A 17,475-nucleotide genomic window follows, 5' to 3' on the forward strand; every position below is an offset into this window, starting at 1 on the left:
TCCACCTTAATGTTTTTTGTATATTAAAGCAGATACACAGTTATTTTTATAGTCTCGCTGGATACCTATATCAGCAAAATAGGTTCTTGCTAATCCTCTTAATCCGTGAGCCGTTTGCCGTCCTTTATATTTCCCATTATGCCCTATACTCTTTTTAATCGCATTATTAGAGGTACTTTCATTCATTGGGCGATAACAATCGCTAATCAAAGGAAAGACATACTTATAACGCCCTGTAAGAGGTCTCATTAAGTCTTGTTATCGTAAGAAGTTGAAACAATATCGCCGCTTTTGTCTGAATATGAATAGTCGCTCTTTTTAAGTCCAATAAAAACGTTGGTAATTCTTCGATATCAATATGAGGGTTATTGCTTTTATTAATGGGTTTTAAGGTCGCACTTACTCGCATACAAGGGTTATATTCAAGCAATCCACTATTAACCGCATAATTAAGAATATCATTGATATAGCCGTTTAACCTATGAGACATATCAGGAGTACGCTTTTCTAAAATAGCAATCACTAAGGGCGGTTTAATATCTGTAATAGGAATATTGGCAAGAGTTGGCAATACGTGGAGTTCTAAGCTCCGCCAATACTTACTTAAAGTAAGCTCCGTCACTTCGTGGCGTTTCTTTTCTTTCCACTTATTAGCAACCGCAAGGAATGTATTACTTGCTTGTGCAAGCAAATCAGTCTGTAGCTTTTGGCGGTAGGTCTGAGGGTCAATACCTTTGGATAACAAAGTAAGGTATTCGTCCTTATGCTTTCTTGCTTGGGCGAGTGTAACCGCTGGATAGTTGCCTATTTTAAGATTAGTTCTTTTCTTGGTGATAGGTTGATAATAATTAAATAGCCATACCTTACCATTATTTGCTTTTATTCTTAATTGAAGTCCGCCACCATCTGATAAATTATATTCTTTGTCCTTTGGTTTTGCTTTCTCTATCTCGGTATTGGTGAGCGGTTTAACAATTCTGTCCATAAATAACCTCTATTTTAGTAACACAGTTTAATAAAAATAAATATTTACATATAAAAAAATAAAACGCTACAAGCCCCTATTACCAATGGTTTTAAAGTTCATAGTAACACGTTCATTTTACACCCTATTTTTCATAAAAACTCTGCAAGCATTGATACACAAGGGTTTATAGCAATTTTAGTAACACGACTTTTTTCATAATATTTAGTAAATTTTAGGATATTGTATCACTGTGTTACTATTTGTGTTACTAAAATCTTGCGTTATGGTGGGTTAGTATGATTTAATCTGAGGCAATTAAAAGGGTTTAAAGCATTGGTATTAAAGGGTTTGTGAGGTAGTTTGGGGCGGTATGATTTAAGGATTTGGTGGGATAATCTCCCCCGAATTGACCTCTAAAACCCTTGCAATTACTACATTCTTTGTTATTCAGTTTTTGATTTGGGTACCAATTTGGGTACTTTTTTACAAAGTCACCTATAAAAATAGTTATTTTTCATTGCACTTGGCGGGCATTAGTATTAAGGTTGGTATTGTCGAAGATAAAAAGAGGATTATTTATGCGTAATACATTTAATTCTATTAAACTTACGACTATTGATATAATAAAACTTATGCTCGCAATCTTGATGATATTTGGCGGTATCGTTTGGGCTTCCTATATATTTTCATCGGTCCCGTATTACTATTTTATAATTGCTATTTTGGGTCTATTTTTAGCAATAGCCATAGTACTTTACCGCCACAATAAGCTTATAAATATTGAGCTTGAGAAAAAAAGGAAAGAGCAAGAGGAAAAAGAAAAGGTACGTTATATTATCATTAAGTAATGTTACCCCTAAATTTTTAATTTCGCGGGCATAAAAATTGAGTTAAATGGGCGGTTCCCTGCTTACCCATCTATAGAGATTTTACTACCCCCACCCCCCCCCGCCTCTTTTTCTCAGAAGATGATGATGCCCAGAAATTTGGGAAACTCGCGGAGCCCGCGACGCTCTAACCCCGTGTAACGGGCAGTACTACTAGGAGTACCTTTTAATAATATATATATATATCCAACCCTTTTCCTTGCGGTATTCAATGCTCCCCACAGATACCCATAAATAACAAAATACCAGTAACATATCGCTACTGGTACATACTGAGCGATGGCGGGCTTGTTAGCTCTAAACTTACCGTCATCTATCGACATAATAAATTAGGCTACTGCCCTAACCATTCATCAATACCGGCCTTATATTCTTACAATGTACGTTAGTTCTCCGCGTGACCTATGGTAAGCGGGCAGTGGCTACCATCGACCCCTTTTAAAAATGCTTAACTAGGGGGGGGGGGACACTAGTGAACGGGGTTGAACTCTAGTGTTTTTCTTATAACTTATTGATATTATTATATATTATTATTAAAAGTGAAGAGGTGAAGACTATATTATTTATATTATATATTTATAATAATATATATATATAATATAAATAATATATAAAAAATTTAAAAAAATTTCTGAGTTTTTTCGGGCTTCACAAAGTGTTCACCCCTTCTGCTAGGCACAAAAACCCTTTATTTTCATTTAAAATCAATAAGTTAAACAAAACAAGGGTTTCACAAGGTGTACTCAGGTGTTACACATAATTAAGCATTTTTAAGAGATAAAGCAAAAAAGGGTATAAAAAAAAAGGGCTTTCGCCCTTTTAAAACTCTAAATCATCACCCATTAGCCAGCTAAAGTCTAAATGCTCGCAGTCTTTAGGTTTGAGTATAACGTTGGTAAAAAAAACCTAGGCTACCCGTTTTGCGTGTGGTGTATGGGTAGGGTTGTTTGTGGGTTTTAAAGGCGGTTGCCATTGCTTCTTTAAATTTATTTGCAGATAGCGGGTGAAACCCATACGCGTCACAGTATCTCAAATACATAGAGTAAAAGAAATCAAGATTGCCCGCATTGATACGCGTACCTACCCTTAACCCGTCACAATTTTCGGTCGTCTCAAAAAACGACGCAAAATCCATTGTGTGGTCGCTTTTATGTTTTATAGACAATGCCTCATTTGAATATCTAGACTCTGCTAGTATTTGGCGGGCATTGTCAGGATTTTTAAATTCATTTATTAATTTAGTGATAATTGCCCCGCACTCCTTTTCTAATTTATCAGAAAAATTTAGGTCTTGTTTATCTGTAGGGATTTCCCTATCTAATTGAACAAGGATACGGCGTCTCTCAATCCCGTTATTGCGTTCTGTGAAGTTAACCGTACCGTTATGGCTCATAATTACAACTGCCCTAATATAAGCGTTATACGGGGTTTTATTTTTCGGGTCTATTCGCATTAAATCCCCGCCAGTAATTCCCTTTAATCCTGCCCCCTGCCCACGGTATTGCTCCTGGTCGGGTATAACTATAAGGCGAGCAGTATCTAATCCATCCCGCTCTCTCGCCTTGTCCAAATCCTCAAGGTTTTTAGACACAACATTGCCACGACCCACAATCGCACTTGCAAGATTAGTAAATACAGATTTACCACTCCCGCCAACGCCCACAAGCTCGATAAAAAATTGCCAGTCGTATCTGTTTGCTAATACCATATACAAAGCCGCTTTTAATACCTTAGCTTTTAACGGGTCATTGTGTGATACAAAATCCACCCATTCATCAAACCGGGGGGTATCCTTTTGCAAAGGTTCGTAATCAAAAGGGCTACACGCTCGCAAAAATGCTTTTGGGGTATGCTCTGAAAAACTACCATCTTTTTTATTAAGTAAGCCATTTTTAAAGGCGATAAAATCGCTTGATTCCTCCCCTAAATCCGCCAGCCTAACTTTTAAGGTATCAACTAAATTCTTTACCTTTAAGTTTGTATAATCAAGCCCTAACGCTTCATAAAAGAGAGCTGCCCGCCTTTTTAAATCGTTATCGGGGATAAGCTCCCAAAATATACCATTAAAAAAACTAACAGAAGTATCGGGCAATTTTGCTAGGTTATCCCAACCGCCTAACTTATCCGCAAATAATTTAGCTAATGCACTCGCGGGGATTGCTCCTTTATATGCGTCTCTAAGGGCTTTAAAAGTCGTTCTAGGATTTACCCAGCCCTTTTGCTGTGCTTTGGCAAAAACCGCCTTGTAGCTCGTGTTTTGAGGTATTTCTAGCGTATCCCATTTAGTAGAAACAATATCTACATCATATTTAAAAGATTGAGCGGAAAAATCGTGCCACAAATCAAAGGCGTTATTCTCCCATTCAGTCTGCTTGAAATAAGCAAGGGCTAAACCTACCGCCACCCAATCTTGATAATCATCCGCTTTTAAAACCCTTAAAGCATCCGCCAAATCTACAAATGTTTGTGCGTTAACCTCATTTAGCGTGCATTCTCTAACAAATAAATCATCGTCTGATATGCCTGTTATTTTTTCATCGGATTGGGTATCGCCTAAATTATCACTTATTGGTTCCTTGGGTTGCCAAACATTGCCACTAAAATAATAAAAATCTGCATTTTTTGGCGGAGTAAATAGCGGTTGCTCAGGACGGTAAACACTACTATAAAACACAATTCTACCTGTACCTAGTTCACGCTCGATTTGGTGTTGCAGTTGGTACCCTATAGCTATTCGCTCCTCGCGGGTATACTCTTTGGGTAGAGGCATTATAACCCTTGCCCGCGGTACGTCTTCGGTGTGGCTAAACGTGGTATAAACAACCGATTCATACTTTTTAATATAATCCAAAAGGGCTTTATAATCATCAGGCGATTTAAACCCGTCACAATCCAATGCAATAAATCCACAAGATAACGCATTTTGTGTATTACGTTTCTTTTTTTGCATTGCTCCACAAATATACTGTTTCCCCTTAGTGCTTGCCCTGTCTTTTTCTAATTGAGTAGCAAAATCTTTAAAGCTAGCACTTGTTTTAAACTCTACCTTGGCGGATGATATCGTTCTACCTCGAGCATAATTAATTGCAAGCATTACATACCCCCCTGTTCAACTAAAATAGGTTCGGGGTCGCCAATTAAACCGACCCAGGTCGCCTTTTCGCATATATGTCCGCTATATGCTGAAATAATATCAACGTTAACACTTATCAATGCTCGCGTGGGGTGAGAATGAAGTTCTATAAAAAATGCCATAATATCAAGTCCTTTCTAGTAGGGTTTTCTTATGTAATGCTTGCATTGTGCTATCATTAAGTTGTTCGAGTTTTTTAGAGCTATGGTGTAAAAATAAACCTAAGTCACAAAGCTCATTTCCCTCAAGGCGACCGTCCTCCCATTGACTTACTTGGGTCATCAACTCGCCTATTACTCTTATGCCCGCTGTTAATGCGTGGGCTTGCAAATCTAAATCGCTTAAAATATCAGTCAATTCATCAATGTTTTTTGATTGGCGGATATGCTCGGCTACTGCAGTATTTATAAAATTACGCATAAATCACCCCCTTTTGATGAGCATTTGTCTTACGGGGATTAATACGTCCGCATACCGCCAATAATTGATAGTCTGCGGTTAGTTGAAAGCGAGCAGTTTCTTCATTCGGTGCTTGAATGCGTACTATTTCAGTATTAAAGGTTGGTTTTGTGCGATTGACACATAGTAATAAATAGATCATTGCTAATAACTCCAAGAGTGAATAATTGGAAGTTACCGCTTTATTTTCCACAATTGGGCGGTAACGTGTAACGGGGTGGAAAACTACAACTCTTGGAATGTAGCAAAGGGCGAAACCTTTCCCATTACACGCTACCATTGAGAGAAAGCTAACCGCTAAATTTAAGCGATTATTTTCTTTTGGTGTGCGTATGCTACGAACAAAAAAAGCACGATGAAAAGGCGTGCTACTGTTCGCCAAGAGTAAATTCGAGTTTCCACGCTCGGTTGTAGATTTTGCTACAACGTTAATAATATAACTTAACTCGCCTTGTGTTGTAAATTGATATAAATCAAATTTTTCAATGGTTGTTTGATTTGCGTCCGCCAATGCGGGCATTTGATGTATAGAATGCTCGGTTAATAAGCGGTTACTTTTTGATAACAATTTGCTATAATGCAAAACGTTATCAAAGTACTTAGATAATTTCATAATTAGTTCCTTAAGATTGCCTTGGTAACAATCCATAATGAGTAAAGGTAAATAACTCCATCTTCTGGCCCTATTGTGTATGGTAGGGCTTTTCTTTTTACCATTGATAGGGTGTTTTATACCCTTTCTAATGTTTAACTTTTGGTACCTGCTCCATTTTTTTGTTGAGCAGATAATAGTCTTTATCTTTGATAAAATCGTATTGTTAAATCGCCTCTAATCCGCCAATAAAGCTCTTGATATCACTTTCTCTAAAGCGAGCAGAAAATCCTATTTTTATTTTTTTCAGCTTTCCCGCTTTGACTAATCGGTCTATCTTAGAACGTGAGCCAATACCCATTTGGACGAGTTCCTGTATCGAGTAGAGTTTTTCAATTCCTTTTTCCTCTGTGGCCATAATTACCCCCTGCTTGTGATTTGATTAAGTTAAACAGTGTCAAGCTGTCTCAGATTAAGTTAGGGGTACTATACTTGACCGGGGTAATATTTCATTTGGCGGTTTTTCTAATAGAAAAAAAGCCCTTAATTGAGAAATAAATAAGGGCTTAATTGAAAATTTGGGTTATTTTTTGGCGGGGAATTTTATGCTCGATGGGTTATTCTTAATAAGGTTATCAATGGTGTTATAAGACACCTCTTTACAACCTATTTTCATTAGTTCGGCATTGATAATATCTTTTATCTTATTCGTTGAATATCCTGTTAAATCCTCACTACCAAAAACCTTATAGCAAGCAAGGGAGAAAATAACCCTATTAGCTTCGCTTAGTCTTTCTTGTCTTGGCTGTCCGCTACACTGTAATTGTTGGGAAGGTTCACTTTGTGCTTTATTCTTTAGTGAGTATTTTAAAAAATACTCTAACCTGTCCCTATCCAAATACAATCCGCCCAAATCATAAAATTTATCAAGGTTAAAATCATTTAAATAGCGTAGCACCCCCGTACCCTCGGGCAAATCAAGATTATAAAAGTTGTCTTTAATATCTTCTAAAAGGTCAAATAAAAAGTAATAAGGAGCGGGCTTTAGTTCCTCAAGTACATTATTAAAATTGCTACCCCAAAAAGAATGTATACCGTAAGCATTCGCCCACTTTTCCCCCTCTTCATCATCTATTGGCGGGGGGTCTAATAAATTCGGGTTATTTTTCTCTAATTTCCTGCTTAACCAGTAGGCTATATCAGAATAAGAGAGTGCGGGATTGTCCTCTTTAAGCTGTTAAAATAGTACTACAAAAGAAATATATTTATTTTCCCGTGCTTGTTTTAAAACTGTCAAATCGGCTTGTATATCAATCATAAACGCCCCTATACGTTGCCCTATTTAGCGGAAAGAGTGGCGGGTAAAAATAGGGTTTTACTTTTTCGGCTTGGGTAATTAGTCCACGCCTAGCCACTCAAATTTGAATATTATTAAATACTGTGTATATTATCAGTGATTTCTAACTGCTCGGCAAGTGCTTTGTAAAATTACCTAAAATAATTCATTATTCGAGCATTCTTTAATAAAACGCCCCCATAATGCCATTATTTCTTTTCTTTGCTCTAAGTATGTAGAATGATTATAAGCAAGGCTTACCGCACTACCCACTTTATGAGATAAGCACGCTTCTGCGTGTTCGTGTTGAATACCTATATCAGCAAAATAGGTTCTTGCTAATCCTCTTAATCCGTGAGCCGTTTGCCGTCCTTTGTATTTACCATTGTGTCCTATACTCTTCTTAATCGCATTATTAGAGGTACTTTCATTCATTGGGCGAGTAGCATCACTAAGCAAAGGAAAGACGTACTTATAACGCCCTGTAAGAGGTCTCATTAGGTCTAATATCTCAATGACTTCATCAGATAGCGGGATTGTATGTATCTTCCTTTGCTTCATTCTTTCTGGTGGAATAGTCCATAACCTAGCTTTAAAATCAAAATCAGCCCATTCAGCCGTAACGGCTTCATTTGGTCGTGTCATTGTAAGAAGTTGAAACAATATAACGGCTTTGGTTTGAATATGAATAGTCGCTCTTTTTAAGTCCAATAAAAACGCTGGTAATTCTTCGATATCGATATGAGGGTTATTGCTTTTATTAATGGGTTTTAAGGTCGCACTTACTCGCATACAAGGATTATATTCAAGCAATCCACTATTAACCGCATAATTAAGAATATCATTGATATAGCCATTTAACCTATGAGACATATCAGGAGTACGCTTTTCTAAAATAGCAATCACTAAGGGCGGTTTAATATCTGTAATAGGAACGTTGGCAAGAGTTGGCAATACGTGGAGTTCTAAGCTCCGCCAATACTTACTTAAAGTAAGCTCCATCACTTCGTGGCGTTTCTTTTCTTTCCACTTATTAGCAACCGCAAGGAATGTATTACTTGCTTGTGCAAGCAAATCAGTCTGTAGCTTTTGACGGTAGGTCTGAGGGTCAATACCTTTGGATAACAAAGTAAGGTATTCGTCCTTATGCTTTCTTGCTTGTGCGAGTGTAACCGCTGGATAGTTGCCTATCGTTATCTTAGTTCTTTTCTTTGTAATAGGTTGATTATACCTAAATCTAAAAGCCTTAGTCCCTGTTGGCTTGATTTCCAAAAATAAACCTTGCCCATCATTAAGAATTTGAACCCTGCTTGTTGCTTTCGCTCTCTCTATCTGTGTATTTGTTAAATTGTTTAGTTTTGCCATAACTTCCACCAAAAGTACCCACGTGATTTAAAAAAGTACCCAAATTTAATTAAAAACCCTCAAAAGTACCCAAATGTCCATTTTTTAAAAGTACCCAAATTTTAAATAAACAAAAATCCCTTTAAACCATTGCTACATAAGGCTTAAAGCCCAATCCAAAACAAACGTTTTTTGTAAAAAATCCATTCGGATTAATTTTTAAGCAAAACGCCGTAAGCATTGGTATGCAAGGGATTTAGGCGTATTTAGTACCCACGTATTTTTTACAATTCTCTATCTACTGAGGTAAGTATAGCGTTTGGGTACTTATTTGGGTACTTTTTTCTTGCGTTATGGTGGGTTAGTATGATTTAATCTGAGGCAATTAAAAGGGTTTAAAGCATTGGTATTAAAGGGTTTGTGAGGTAGTTTGGGGCGGTATGATTTAAGGATTTGGTGGAGATAATCGGGATCGAACCGACGACCTCTTGAATGCCATTCAAGCGCTCTCCCAACTGAGCTATATCCCCACGTTTTTCTGAAAAGAAAACGCTAGGGATAATAATACCCAGCGTTTTTTATGTCAATAGAAAATTAGACGTTTTGAGCATTAATAAAGCAAATAGCTTTCTGAATACGCTTAAGTGTACGTTCTTTACCCACTAAATAAGCCGTTAAATCCATTGATGGCGATTGTCCTGAACCTGTTACTGCTAAACGGAATGGCATTCCTACTTTACCCATTCCAACTTCAAGTTCTGTTGCCGTTGTATTCATTACATTGTGAATATTTTCAACTGTCCACTCTTCTAGAGCGGTCAGTTTTTCTAACAATTTTGCAAGTGGTTCAACCGCCGCTGGTTTAAAGTTTTTATTCGCTGCTTTTTCATCATATTCATTAAAATCTTCAAAGAAGTAACGGCTTGCAGTTGCCATTTCTTTTAACGTTACGCTACGCTCTGCCAAAGCAGTAATCACCTCTTCTAATTTTGGACCCTTTGAATAATCAATATGTTGATCTTTCATATGCCAATCTAAATGTTTTGCTACATAGCTAGGATCTAAGGTTTTAATGTAATGTTGGTTTAGCCATTGTAATTTCTTAGTATTAAATGCACTCGCTGATTTGCTCACGTGATCTAATTCAAATAAATTGATCATCTCTTCCACAGAGAAAACTTCCTGATCGCCTTGTCCCCAGCCTAAACGCACTAAATAGTTGACTAATGCTTCTGGTAAATAACCTTCATCACGGTATTGCATTACGCTTACCGCTCCGTGACGTTTGGATAATTTCTTACCGTCATCACCGTTAATCATTGAAACATGTGCATAAGTTGGTACGGGTGCATTTAATGCTTTTAAAATATTGATTTGACGAGGGGTGTTATTGATATGATCTTCGCCACGTACCACGTGAGTAATCCCCATATCCCAATCATCAACAACTACACAGAAGTTATAGGTTGGCGAGCCATCAGTACGACGAATAATTAAATCATCTAGCTCACTGTTTTTAATTTCAATCGTACCACGTACAGCATCATCAAAAATAACCGAACCTTCCGTTGGGTTTTTGAAACGCACCACGTGAGGTTCATCAGCAGAATGATTATGCCCATTTAAACAATGTCTATCGTAACGAGGTTTTTCTTTATTTTCTTCTTGCTCTTCACGTAATGCTTCTAAACGTTCTTTTGAACAGTAGCAGCGATAAGCTAGCCCTTGCTCTAACATTTGATCAATAACCTTATTATAACGATCAAAACGCTTTGTTTGGTAGAAAGGTACGTGTTCCCACGCTAGATTTAACCACGCCATACCTTCAATGATAGCCGCTGTTGCTTCTGGCGTTGAACGTTCTAAATCCGTATCTTCAATACGAAGTACAAATTCACCATTATTATGTTTAGCATAAAGCCAAGAATAAAGTGCTGTTCTTGCACCTCCCACGTGCAAATAACCTGTTGGACTTGGTGCGAAACGAGTTCGCACTTTTACATTTGGATCAAAAGGGAAAAGATTTTCAATTTGCATTATAAATAACCTATTAGTTTCAAATAAAATATTTTACTATTCTACTACGCAAAATGGCGAATAATAGTAAAAAATTTACTTTTTTGATGATTTTTAAAACAAACAAACTTTTTTTTACAAAAATTGATTGACTGAAAAGATTAGATCTCTATAATTCAACCTCACAACAGCGGGCGATTAGCTCAGTTGGGAGAGCACCTCCCTTACAAGGAGGGGGTCACTGGTTCGAGACCGGTATCGCCCACCACTTTTTTTAACCAACATTAAAGTGCCACTGTTGAGAATTTTAATCTTGAATATTTTTAAGGTTAAATTTTGAAGTTTATGCTAGGAAAATTTATGCAGGCATACATAAGTATGTCAAATAAATTTGACAACGCAGAAACAAGAAAATTTAGAATTAAAAGGGCGATTAGCTCAGTTGGGAGAGCACCTCCCTTACAAGGAGGGGGTCACTGGTTCGAGACCGGTATCGCCCACCACTTTTTTTACCAACATTAAAGTGCCTTTTTATTCTAAATAATTCTTTAAATAACCTAATTTAAAGAATACCTTTGAAATTAAATTTTGAAGTTTATACTAGGAAAATTTATGCAGGCATACATAAGTATGTCAAATAAATTTGACAAAGTAGAAACAAAAAAATTTAAGAATTAAAGGGCGATTAGCTCAGTTGGGAGAGCACCTCCCTTACAAGGAGGGGGTCACTGGTTCGAGACCGGTATCGCCCACCACTTCTTTATTATTAACACTGCCCTATTCAATTCATATTTTATTACTGCTACAAGCGGTATGATATTAGCAATTTTTTGCAAATTTTTTATATAATGTACCCGCTACATTATTGTGCTTCTGATAAAAATAATGATCAAAAAAATTTTTGACCACTATTTATTATTACCCTAATACCATCAATTAATACAACAGTGAATATAGTTGTCGTCTAAATTTTGGCACTAATGGATCATTATTCCCCATTGCGGATAGAATAGATAAAAATTGAGAACGAACTTCTCCATTTGAAATGGTCAAATCTTGTTTTAACCAATCAAATAATAGGGTCAAAGCCTCTTCATTTCTTGATACTTGATGTAATTGGATTGCTAATTTAATGGCTATTTCTGGGGTTTTCTTTTTATTATAGTCATTTTGTAGTTGCTGAATTTCTGGAGAGTCTGCGGCTTGCTCTAATAATAAAATTTGATCTTGTAATCCTTGCCAGCGGCTATCTCGATCTTGTAGTGGAATTTGAGCTAAAATATCTTTTGCTGCTTCCACTATTTTCATTGCAATATAAGTTTCTGCATACAGTAATCCAAAATCACTGTTTTTCTTATCTGTAAGTTCCCACGCTGATTTTAATAGAGGTAATGCTTTATCAAACTCTTCATTTTGTAAAAGAGTTAAAGCTTCATTAAATTTTAATTCCTCTTCTTTCGGTAAGATATTGGCTAAGCGGATACGTAATTCTTGTTCACTAATAGGTTCTAAAATAGCATCTACTGGCTGTCCTTCATAGAAAAAATAAGTGGTTGGAATGGCTTGTAAACGAAATTGAGCAGCAACCATTGGTTGTTCATCACAATTAATTATTGCAAGTATAAACTGCTCTGAATACTCTTCTGATAGCCTTTTTAATATCCCTTCTAACTCAATAGAGTAGGGTTCATTTGAGGAAGTAAAGTGAAAGACAGCAGGAGTTGTTGCTGTCATTTGTAACACTTCTGTTAAGTTGTTTTCATTGATATTGATAATATAATTCATAGTATAAGCGGTTAGTTAAATAATATATTTTGCAAATTCTAACAGAAAATCAAAAATGATGTGTAGTTCGATTTTAAATAATGGTTTATTAAACAGGCTCTATACCCAAAAGTGTGTAAGTTCTAAAATAAGGTTCAGGGTTATCCTTGTTACCATTTAAATTCTCAATCAGATTTTTCGTGTAAATAATTGTTATCATTTCAACAGAATAATTCAAAAATACCATCAATTCTTCCCATCTAGTATATCGTCCTAAAATCTGAAAGTTCTCGTTCAAGACGTTTTATCTTTTGTGCTGATATTTCTGTTTTAGACATTGATGGTACCCTATAATATGGTTTACTCTAATCTAGTGTACTATATTTTCGTCACCATATTAAAACAGTACTTTTACCTTGTATCCCGTAATGTTTTTGTACTTGTTTATAGGTTATCTCATCTTTTTCAACTAAATCAATAACGGCTAATTTAAAGCCAAATATATAATCACGTTGCGTACATTTTACCCTTTTATTTTTTGCTTTTTCCATAAATAAGTTCCTTTTATGTAAACTTATTTTAGGATGGGACAGTTTTAATAAAAAGGGCTAACAAACGCCAGCCCTCAATTACATTATAATAAGTACTGTTTAACTAATTGAGTAAATGTACTTACTTCTTGGTTTACACGTTCTTCATTCCAGCCTAAGTGTAATGCCATAAACTCAGCCACACTTTGAGCCACTTCCTCTGCTGCACGAGCGTCAAGGAAGAGTAAACGTATTCTTCTTGCTAACACGTCTTCTAACGTGCTCGCTAATTCATTATCCATTGCCCATTTTACTTGTGCGTAAATATAAGGGTGGTCTTTATGAATTAATTCTGCTAATTTTTCATCACTTTGTGCAAGCGCTTTAATCTCTTTAGCATCCGTGCCATAAGGTGATAATGGAGAATCATCTAAGTGAACATCTTTGTCATAACCGTGCAAATGTAAATCTACTGTTTTACAAGGTCTCTCTGAAATTAGACCATTTTTGATTACTGCATCAACAGTATCTTCTGCCATTTGACGATACGTTGTCCATTTACCACCAAGAATATGCACTAAGCCTGAATCTGACACTTCCACTTTATGGCTACGAGACACTTCTTTGGTTGATTTGCCTTCTTCTTTTGGTGCAGCAAGTGGACGTAAACCAGCAAACACACTGCGAACATCTTCACGTGTTGGTGCTTTAGTTAAATAATCTTTTGCCGTATCTAAAATAAATTGTACTTCTTGATCGATTGGTTTTGGCTCATAATCCGCATCTTTTACTAAAGTATCCGTTGTTCCAACTACGATTTTATTATGCCAAGGCACAGCAAATAACACACGGCCATCGCTAGTTTTTGGTACCATTAACGCATCATCATTTGGTAAGAACTCACGATCTAACACCAAGTGAATACCTTGACTTGGTACGATACGTGCTTTGCTACCTGGTTCGTCCATCGCCATAATATCATTCGCAAATACCCCCGTTGCATTCACAACCGCTTTTGCTTTTAAAGTATATTCTTTACCACTAATCGTATCTTTACAACAAACACCGCTTACTTTACCTGCTGCATTTTTTTGTAAATCTGTAACACGGCAATAATTTAATACTGTACCGCCATTATCGACAATAGATTGTGCTAATGTTGTTGCTAAACGTGCATCATCAAATTGACCGTCATAATAGCAAACACCTGCATTTAATTTACTCGCTTTTACGCCTTTTAAACGTTGACGAGATTCGTCTTTTGATACATAACTTGTATGACCAATACTTAATTTTCCTGCTAATAAGTCATAAATCATTAACCCAAAAGTATAGTAAGGTGCTGTCCACCATTTTTCCCCAGGAATAATAAAAGATTGCGTTTTAAATAAATGAGGGGCGTTTTTTGCTAAACGACCACGTTCTCTTAATGCTTCACGCACTAAGGCTACATTACCTTGTGCTAAATAACGCACCCCACCGTGAACTAATTTCGTTGAACGACTTGATGTTCCTTTTGCAAAGTCATTTGCTTCTAATAATAATGTTGAGTAACCACGAGTAACAGCGTCTAATGCAACGCCCAATCCTGTTGCACCACCACCGATAACAATGACGTCCCAAGTATCTGTTGTTTCAATATTTTGTACTAGCTCTACTCTTTTCATAATGTTGTTCTCCACAAAAAATAATTTCTAAAGAATAAAATAATCCATAAAAAAACCAAAAACAACCATTTTTACTTATTTTTGTGATGCTAATCACAAATAATTTGAGCGTTTTAGAAAATTAATTAAATAAATACTTATGTTATAGCGTTATACATACATATTTAAAGGAAAGAAAATATAAAAAAATGCAGTAAAGACAAATCAATATTTATCTTTACTGCATTTTATAAAAATTGTAAATTTTAAGTAAAATGATACCGCTTAAAGTACCTAGATCTTACAGGCTCCACCTTCACAACCATCATCCAGATCATTTTGTTGATCATCAGCACCATCACGAGTATTCTGATAATATAAGGTTTTTAAACCATATTTATACGCTGTAAGCAAGTCTGCTAAAAGCTGTTTCATTGGTACTCTACCATCTACAAATTTTTGCGGATCGTAATTAGTATTCGCAGAAATTGCTTGATCCACAAATTTTTGCATAATACCTACTAATTGTAGATAACCGTCATTATTTGGCATATCCCACAATAATTCATAATTAGGACCTAGATTTTCATAATCAGGTACTACCTGTTTTAAAATACCATCTTTCGAGGCTTTTATACTGACATAACCACGTGGAGGCTCAATACCATTAGTCGCATTTGAAATCTGTGATGATGTTTCCGATGGCATCAATGCTGTTAATGTTGAATTACGTAACCCAAATTCTTGAATATCCTTACGTAAACCTTCCCAATCATAATGTAATGGTTCCTGAGTTAAAGTATCAACCGTTTTTTTATAAGTATCAATAGGTAAAATACCTTGTGCATAAGTGGTTTCATTAAAATATTCACACGCCCCCTGCTCTTTTGCTAAATTCATTGACGCTTTTAATAAATAATACTGAATTGCCTCAAAGGTACGGTGTGTTAAATTATTGCCACTACCATTTGAATAACGCACACCATTTTTTGCTAAATAGTAAGCGAAGTTAATCACGCCAATACCTAATGAACGGCGAGCTAATGAACTTATACGAGCAGCTATCACTGGATAATCTTGATAATCTAACAACGCATCTAAAGCTCGTACTGCAAGATCTGCCAAGTTTTCTAATTCATCAAGATTTTCAATTTTACCTAAATTGAAAGCAGAAAGAGTACATAATGCAATTTCGCCTTTTTCATCGTGAAGATGTTCTAACGGTTTGGTTGGTAGTGCAATTTCTAAACATAAGTTAGATTGACGCACAGGAGCCACTTTTGGATCAAAAGGTGAATGAGTATTACAGTGATCCACATTTTGAATATAAATACGCCCTGTTGAAGCACGCTCTTGCATTAACAATGAAAACAATTCCACCGCTTTAATTGAACGTTTACGAATAGTTGGATCTTGCTCATATTTGGTATAAAGTGCTTCAAATTTATCTTGATCCGCAAAGAATGCTTCATATAAACCTTCAACGTCAGAAGGGCTAAATAACATAATATTGCCACCTTTAATCAAACGTTGATACATTGTTTTATTAAGCTGTACACCGTAATCTAAATGGCGAACACGGTTATCTTCAACCCCACGGTTATTTTTAAGTACTAATAAACTTTCTACTTCTAAATGCCAAAATGGATAATAAACTGTTGCCGCACCACCACGTACACCACCTTGTGAGCAAGATTTAACCGCTGTTTGAAAATGCTTATAAAAAGGAATACAACCCGTATGGAAAGCTTCTCCACCACGTATTTGACTACCTAATGCTCGAATTGCCCCTGCATTGATACCAATTCCTGCACGCTGAGAAACATATTTTACAATAGCCGATGAAGTCGCATTGATAGAGTCTAAACTATCTGCACATTCAATCAACACACACGAACTAAATTGACGAGTTGGAGTACGTACCCCTGACATAATTGGTGTTGGTAATGAAATCTTAAAAGTAGAAGTTGCATCATAAAAACGTCTCACATAATCCAAACGGGTTTCTTTTGGATATTGGGCAAATAAACTTGCTGCGACTAGCAAATATAAAAACTGTGCTGATTCATAAATTTCACCCGTCACACGGTTTTGTACTAAATATTTTCCTTCTAACTGTTTTACTGCAGCATAAGAAAAATTCATATCTCGCCAGTGATCTAAATAGCTATCCATTTCATCCCACTCTTCACGAGAATAATCCATTAGTAGTGCATTATCATATTTGTTCATTCGCACTAATTTTTTAACGTGATCATATAAACGAGGAGGATCAAAATGCCCATAGGCTTTTTTACGTAAATGGAATACCGCAAGACGAGCTGCCAAATATTGATAATCAGGTGTTTCTTTGCTGATTAAATCTGCGGCTGATTTAATAATAGTTTCGTGAATATCTGAAGTACGAATACCTTCATAAAATTGAATATGTGCTCGTAACTCAACTTGAGATACCGACACATTATTCAGCCCTTCCGCTGCCCACGTAATGACACGATGGATTTTGTCTAAATTAATTGGTTCTTGCTTACCATCACGTTTGGTTACCATTAACGTATTTGTCATTTAATTATTTCCTTTTCAATCGCTATTTATATAAATTTATTTATTAAAATCATAAGGTTATTAAAAGTTAACTTTAAATTATCAAAATATAACTTCAAAATAAGTAGAATAATATTAGCATAAAATGATAAAAATGCTCACGTAAAAATTTAATAAATTTAACTTCTGCTGAAAGATTAATAACTTAACAAAAATCAAGTTTTTTTTGCAAATTTTTCTTATTATCTTACCGCTTA

The 17,475-nt window shown here is 35.9% G+C and carries 13 protein-coding genes, 4 tRNA genes and 1 pseudogene; 4 read left to right on the plus strand and 14 right to left on the minus strand.

Features of this window, described 5'->3' with window-relative positions; genetic code table 11:
* Window positions 1–6: 6 nt before the first annotated feature.
* Together KGI96_RS04295 and KGI96_RS04300 are read right to left on the minus strand one after the other, a co-directional pair.
* Complete coding sequence (locus KGI96_RS04295) at window positions 7–249, minus strand: hypothetical protein (RefSeq protein WP_211598192.1); 243 nt, start codon at window positions 247–249, stop codon at window positions 7–9.
* Window positions 224–985: an integrase arm-type DNA-binding domain-containing protein gene (locus KGI96_RS04300; RefSeq protein ID WP_211598195.1), complete on the minus strand. Its 762-nt coding sequence runs from the start codon at window positions 983–985 to the stop codon at window positions 224–226. Before KGI96_RS04300 ends, KGI96_RS04295 begins: the two co-directional genes overlap by 26 nt.
* A gap of 560 nt (window positions 986–1,545) precedes the next feature.
* Here KGI96_RS04300 and KGI96_RS04305 point away from each other — a divergent pair.
* Window positions 1,546–1,815, plus strand: coding sequence for a hypothetical protein (locus KGI96_RS04305; RefSeq protein WP_211598198.1), 270 nt, complete (start codon window positions 1,546–1,548; stop codon window positions 1,813–1,815).
* Window positions 1,816–2,728: 913 nt separating this feature from the next.
* On the opposite strand, the gene KGI96_RS04310 is transcribed toward KGI96_RS04305, so the two are convergent.
* The 8 genes from KGI96_RS04310 to gltX form a co-directional block, all read right to left on the minus strand.
* Entirely contained in the window at window positions 2,729–4,948 is a 2,220-nt protein-coding gene (locus tag KGI96_RS04310; RefSeq protein WP_211598201.1) for a phage/plasmid primase, P4 family, read from the minus strand.
* Between the two features lie 165 nt (window positions 4,949–5,113).
* Window positions 5,114–5,407, minus strand: a complete 294-nt coding sequence (locus KGI96_RS04315) for a hypothetical protein (protein WP_211598204.1) — start codon at window positions 5,405–5,407, stop codon at window positions 5,114–5,116.
* Entirely contained in the window at window positions 5,400–6,059 is a 660-nt protein-coding gene (locus KGI96_RS04320) for a host cell division inhibitor Icd-like protein (protein ID WP_229577223.1), read from the minus strand. Before KGI96_RS04320 ends, KGI96_RS04315 begins: the two co-directional genes overlap by 8 nt.
* A gap of 205 nt (window positions 6,060–6,264) precedes the next feature.
* Window positions 6,265–6,456 (minus strand): helix-turn-helix transcriptional regulator, encoded by a 192-nt coding sequence (locus KGI96_RS04325; protein WP_211598207.1) that lies wholly within the window; start codon window positions 6,454–6,456, stop codon window positions 6,265–6,267.
* 165 nt (window positions 6,457–6,621) lie between these two features.
* On the minus strand, window positions 6,622–6,996 hold the full coding sequence (locus tag KGI96_RS04330) for a hypothetical protein (RefSeq protein WP_211598209.1): 375 nt from the start codon (window positions 6,994–6,996) through the stop codon (window positions 6,622–6,624).
* A 534-nt stretch (window positions 6,997–7,530) separates the two neighbouring features.
* Complete coding sequence (locus tag KGI96_RS04335; protein WP_211598212.1) at window positions 7,531–8,739, minus strand: tyrosine-type recombinase/integrase; 1,209 nt, start codon at window positions 8,737–8,739, stop codon at window positions 7,531–7,533.
* 433 nt (window positions 8,740–9,172) lie between these two features.
* A tRNA-Ala gene (locus tag KGI96_RS04340) sits at window positions 9,173–9,248 on the minus strand.
* Window positions 9,249–9,312: 64 nt separating this feature from the next.
* The gene (gene gltX, locus KGI96_RS04345; protein ID WP_213156565.1) at window positions 9,313–10,755 is read right to left on the minus strand and encodes a glutamate--tRNA ligase; all 1,443 of its coding nucleotides are present in this window, start codon (window positions 10,753–10,755) and stop codon (window positions 9,313–9,315) included.
* A 171-nt stretch (window positions 10,756–10,926) separates the two neighbouring features.
* Between gltX and KGI96_RS04350 the strand changes: the two genes are divergently transcribed.
* The 3 genes from KGI96_RS04350 to KGI96_RS04360 all read left to right on the plus strand — a co-directional run bounded on the left by KGI96_RS04350 (window position 10,927) and on the right by KGI96_RS04360 (window position 11,489).
* A tRNA-Val gene (locus tag KGI96_RS04350) sits at window positions 10,927–11,002 on the plus strand.
* 159 nt (window positions 11,003–11,161) lie between these two features.
* Window positions 11,162–11,237: transfer RNA gene (locus KGI96_RS04355), tRNA-Val, on the plus strand.
* Between the two features lie 176 nt (window positions 11,238–11,413).
* A tRNA-Val gene (locus KGI96_RS04360) sits at window positions 11,414–11,489 on the plus strand.
* A gap of 181 nt (window positions 11,490–11,670) precedes the next feature.
* On the opposite strand, the gene KGI96_RS04365 is transcribed toward KGI96_RS04360, so the two are convergent.
* The 4 genes and pseudogenes from KGI96_RS04365 to nrdA form a co-directional block, all read right to left on the minus strand.
* Window positions 11,671–12,519, minus strand: coding sequence for a co-chaperone YbbN (locus KGI96_RS04365; protein WP_211598218.1), 849 nt, complete (start codon window positions 12,517–12,519; stop codon window positions 11,671–11,673).
* A gap of 371 nt (window positions 12,520–12,890) precedes the next feature.
* Window positions 12,891–13,049 (minus strand): annotated as a pseudogene (locus tag KGI96_RS04370) (IS3 family transposase); the annotation flags it as partial.
* A gap of 83 nt (window positions 13,050–13,132) precedes the next feature.
* Window positions 13,133–14,695, minus strand: coding sequence for a glycerol-3-phosphate dehydrogenase/oxidase (locus KGI96_RS04375; protein WP_211598222.1), 1,563 nt, complete (start codon window positions 14,693–14,695; stop codon window positions 13,133–13,135).
* A 273-nt stretch (window positions 14,696–14,968) separates the two neighbouring features.
* Window positions 14,969–17,239: a class 1a ribonucleoside-diphosphate reductase subunit alpha gene (gene nrdA, locus KGI96_RS04380; RefSeq protein ID WP_211598225.1), complete on the minus strand. Its 2,271-nt coding sequence runs from the start codon at window positions 17,237–17,239 to the stop codon at window positions 14,969–14,971.
* Between the last annotated feature and the right edge of the window lie 236 nt (window positions 17,240–17,475).

Source organism: Phocoenobacter atlanticus subsp. cyclopteri, from assembly GCF_018343795.1.
Taxonomy (GTDB): domain Bacteria; phylum Pseudomonadota; class Gammaproteobacteria; order Enterobacterales; family Pasteurellaceae; genus Phocoenobacter; species Phocoenobacter atlanticus.

Bases quoted from the DNA above. Each gene is read 5' to 3' on its own strand.
- KGI96_RS04295 (WP_211598192.1), bottom strand. From the start codon at position 249: ATGAGACCTCTTACAGGGCGTTATAAGTATGTCTTTCCTTTGATTAGC.
- KGI96_RS04300 (WP_211598195.1), bottom strand. From the start codon at position 985: ATGGACAGAATTGTTAAACCGCTCACCAATACCGAGATAGAGAAAGCA.
- KGI96_RS04305 (WP_211598198.1), top strand. From the start codon at position 1,546: ATGCGTAATACATTTAATTCTATTAAACTTACGACTATTGATATAATA.
- KGI96_RS04310 (WP_211598201.1), bottom strand. From the start codon at position 4,948: ATGCTTGCAATTAATTATGCTCGAGGTAGAACGATATCATCCGCCAAG.
- KGI96_RS04315 (WP_211598204.1), bottom strand. From the start codon at position 5,407: ATGCGTAATTTTATAAATACTGCAGTAGCCGAGCATATCCGCCAATCA.
- KGI96_RS04320 (WP_229577223.1), bottom strand. From the start codon at position 6,059: ATGAAATTATCTAAGTACTTTGATAACGTTTTGCATTATAGCAAATTG.
- KGI96_RS04325 (WP_211598207.1), bottom strand. From the start codon at position 6,456: ATGGCCACAGAGGAAAAAGGAATTGAAAAACTCTACTCGATACAGGAA.
- KGI96_RS04335 (WP_211598212.1), bottom strand. From the start codon at position 8,739: ATGGCAAAACTAAACAATTTAACAAATACACAGATAGAGAGAGCGAAA.
- gltX (WP_213156565.1), bottom strand. From the start codon at position 10,755: ATGCAAATTGAAAATCTTTTCCCTTTTGATCCAAATGTAAAAGTGCGA.
- KGI96_RS04365 (WP_211598218.1), bottom strand. From the start codon at position 12,519: ATGAATTATATTATCAATATCAATGAAAACAACTTAACAGAAGTGTTA.
- KGI96_RS04375 (WP_211598222.1), bottom strand. From the start codon at position 14,695: ATGAAAAGAGTAGAGCTAGTACAAAATATTGAAACAACAGATACTTGG.
- nrdA (WP_211598225.1), bottom strand. From the start codon at position 17,239: ATGACAAATACGTTAATGGTAACCAAACGTGATGGTAAGCAAGAACCA.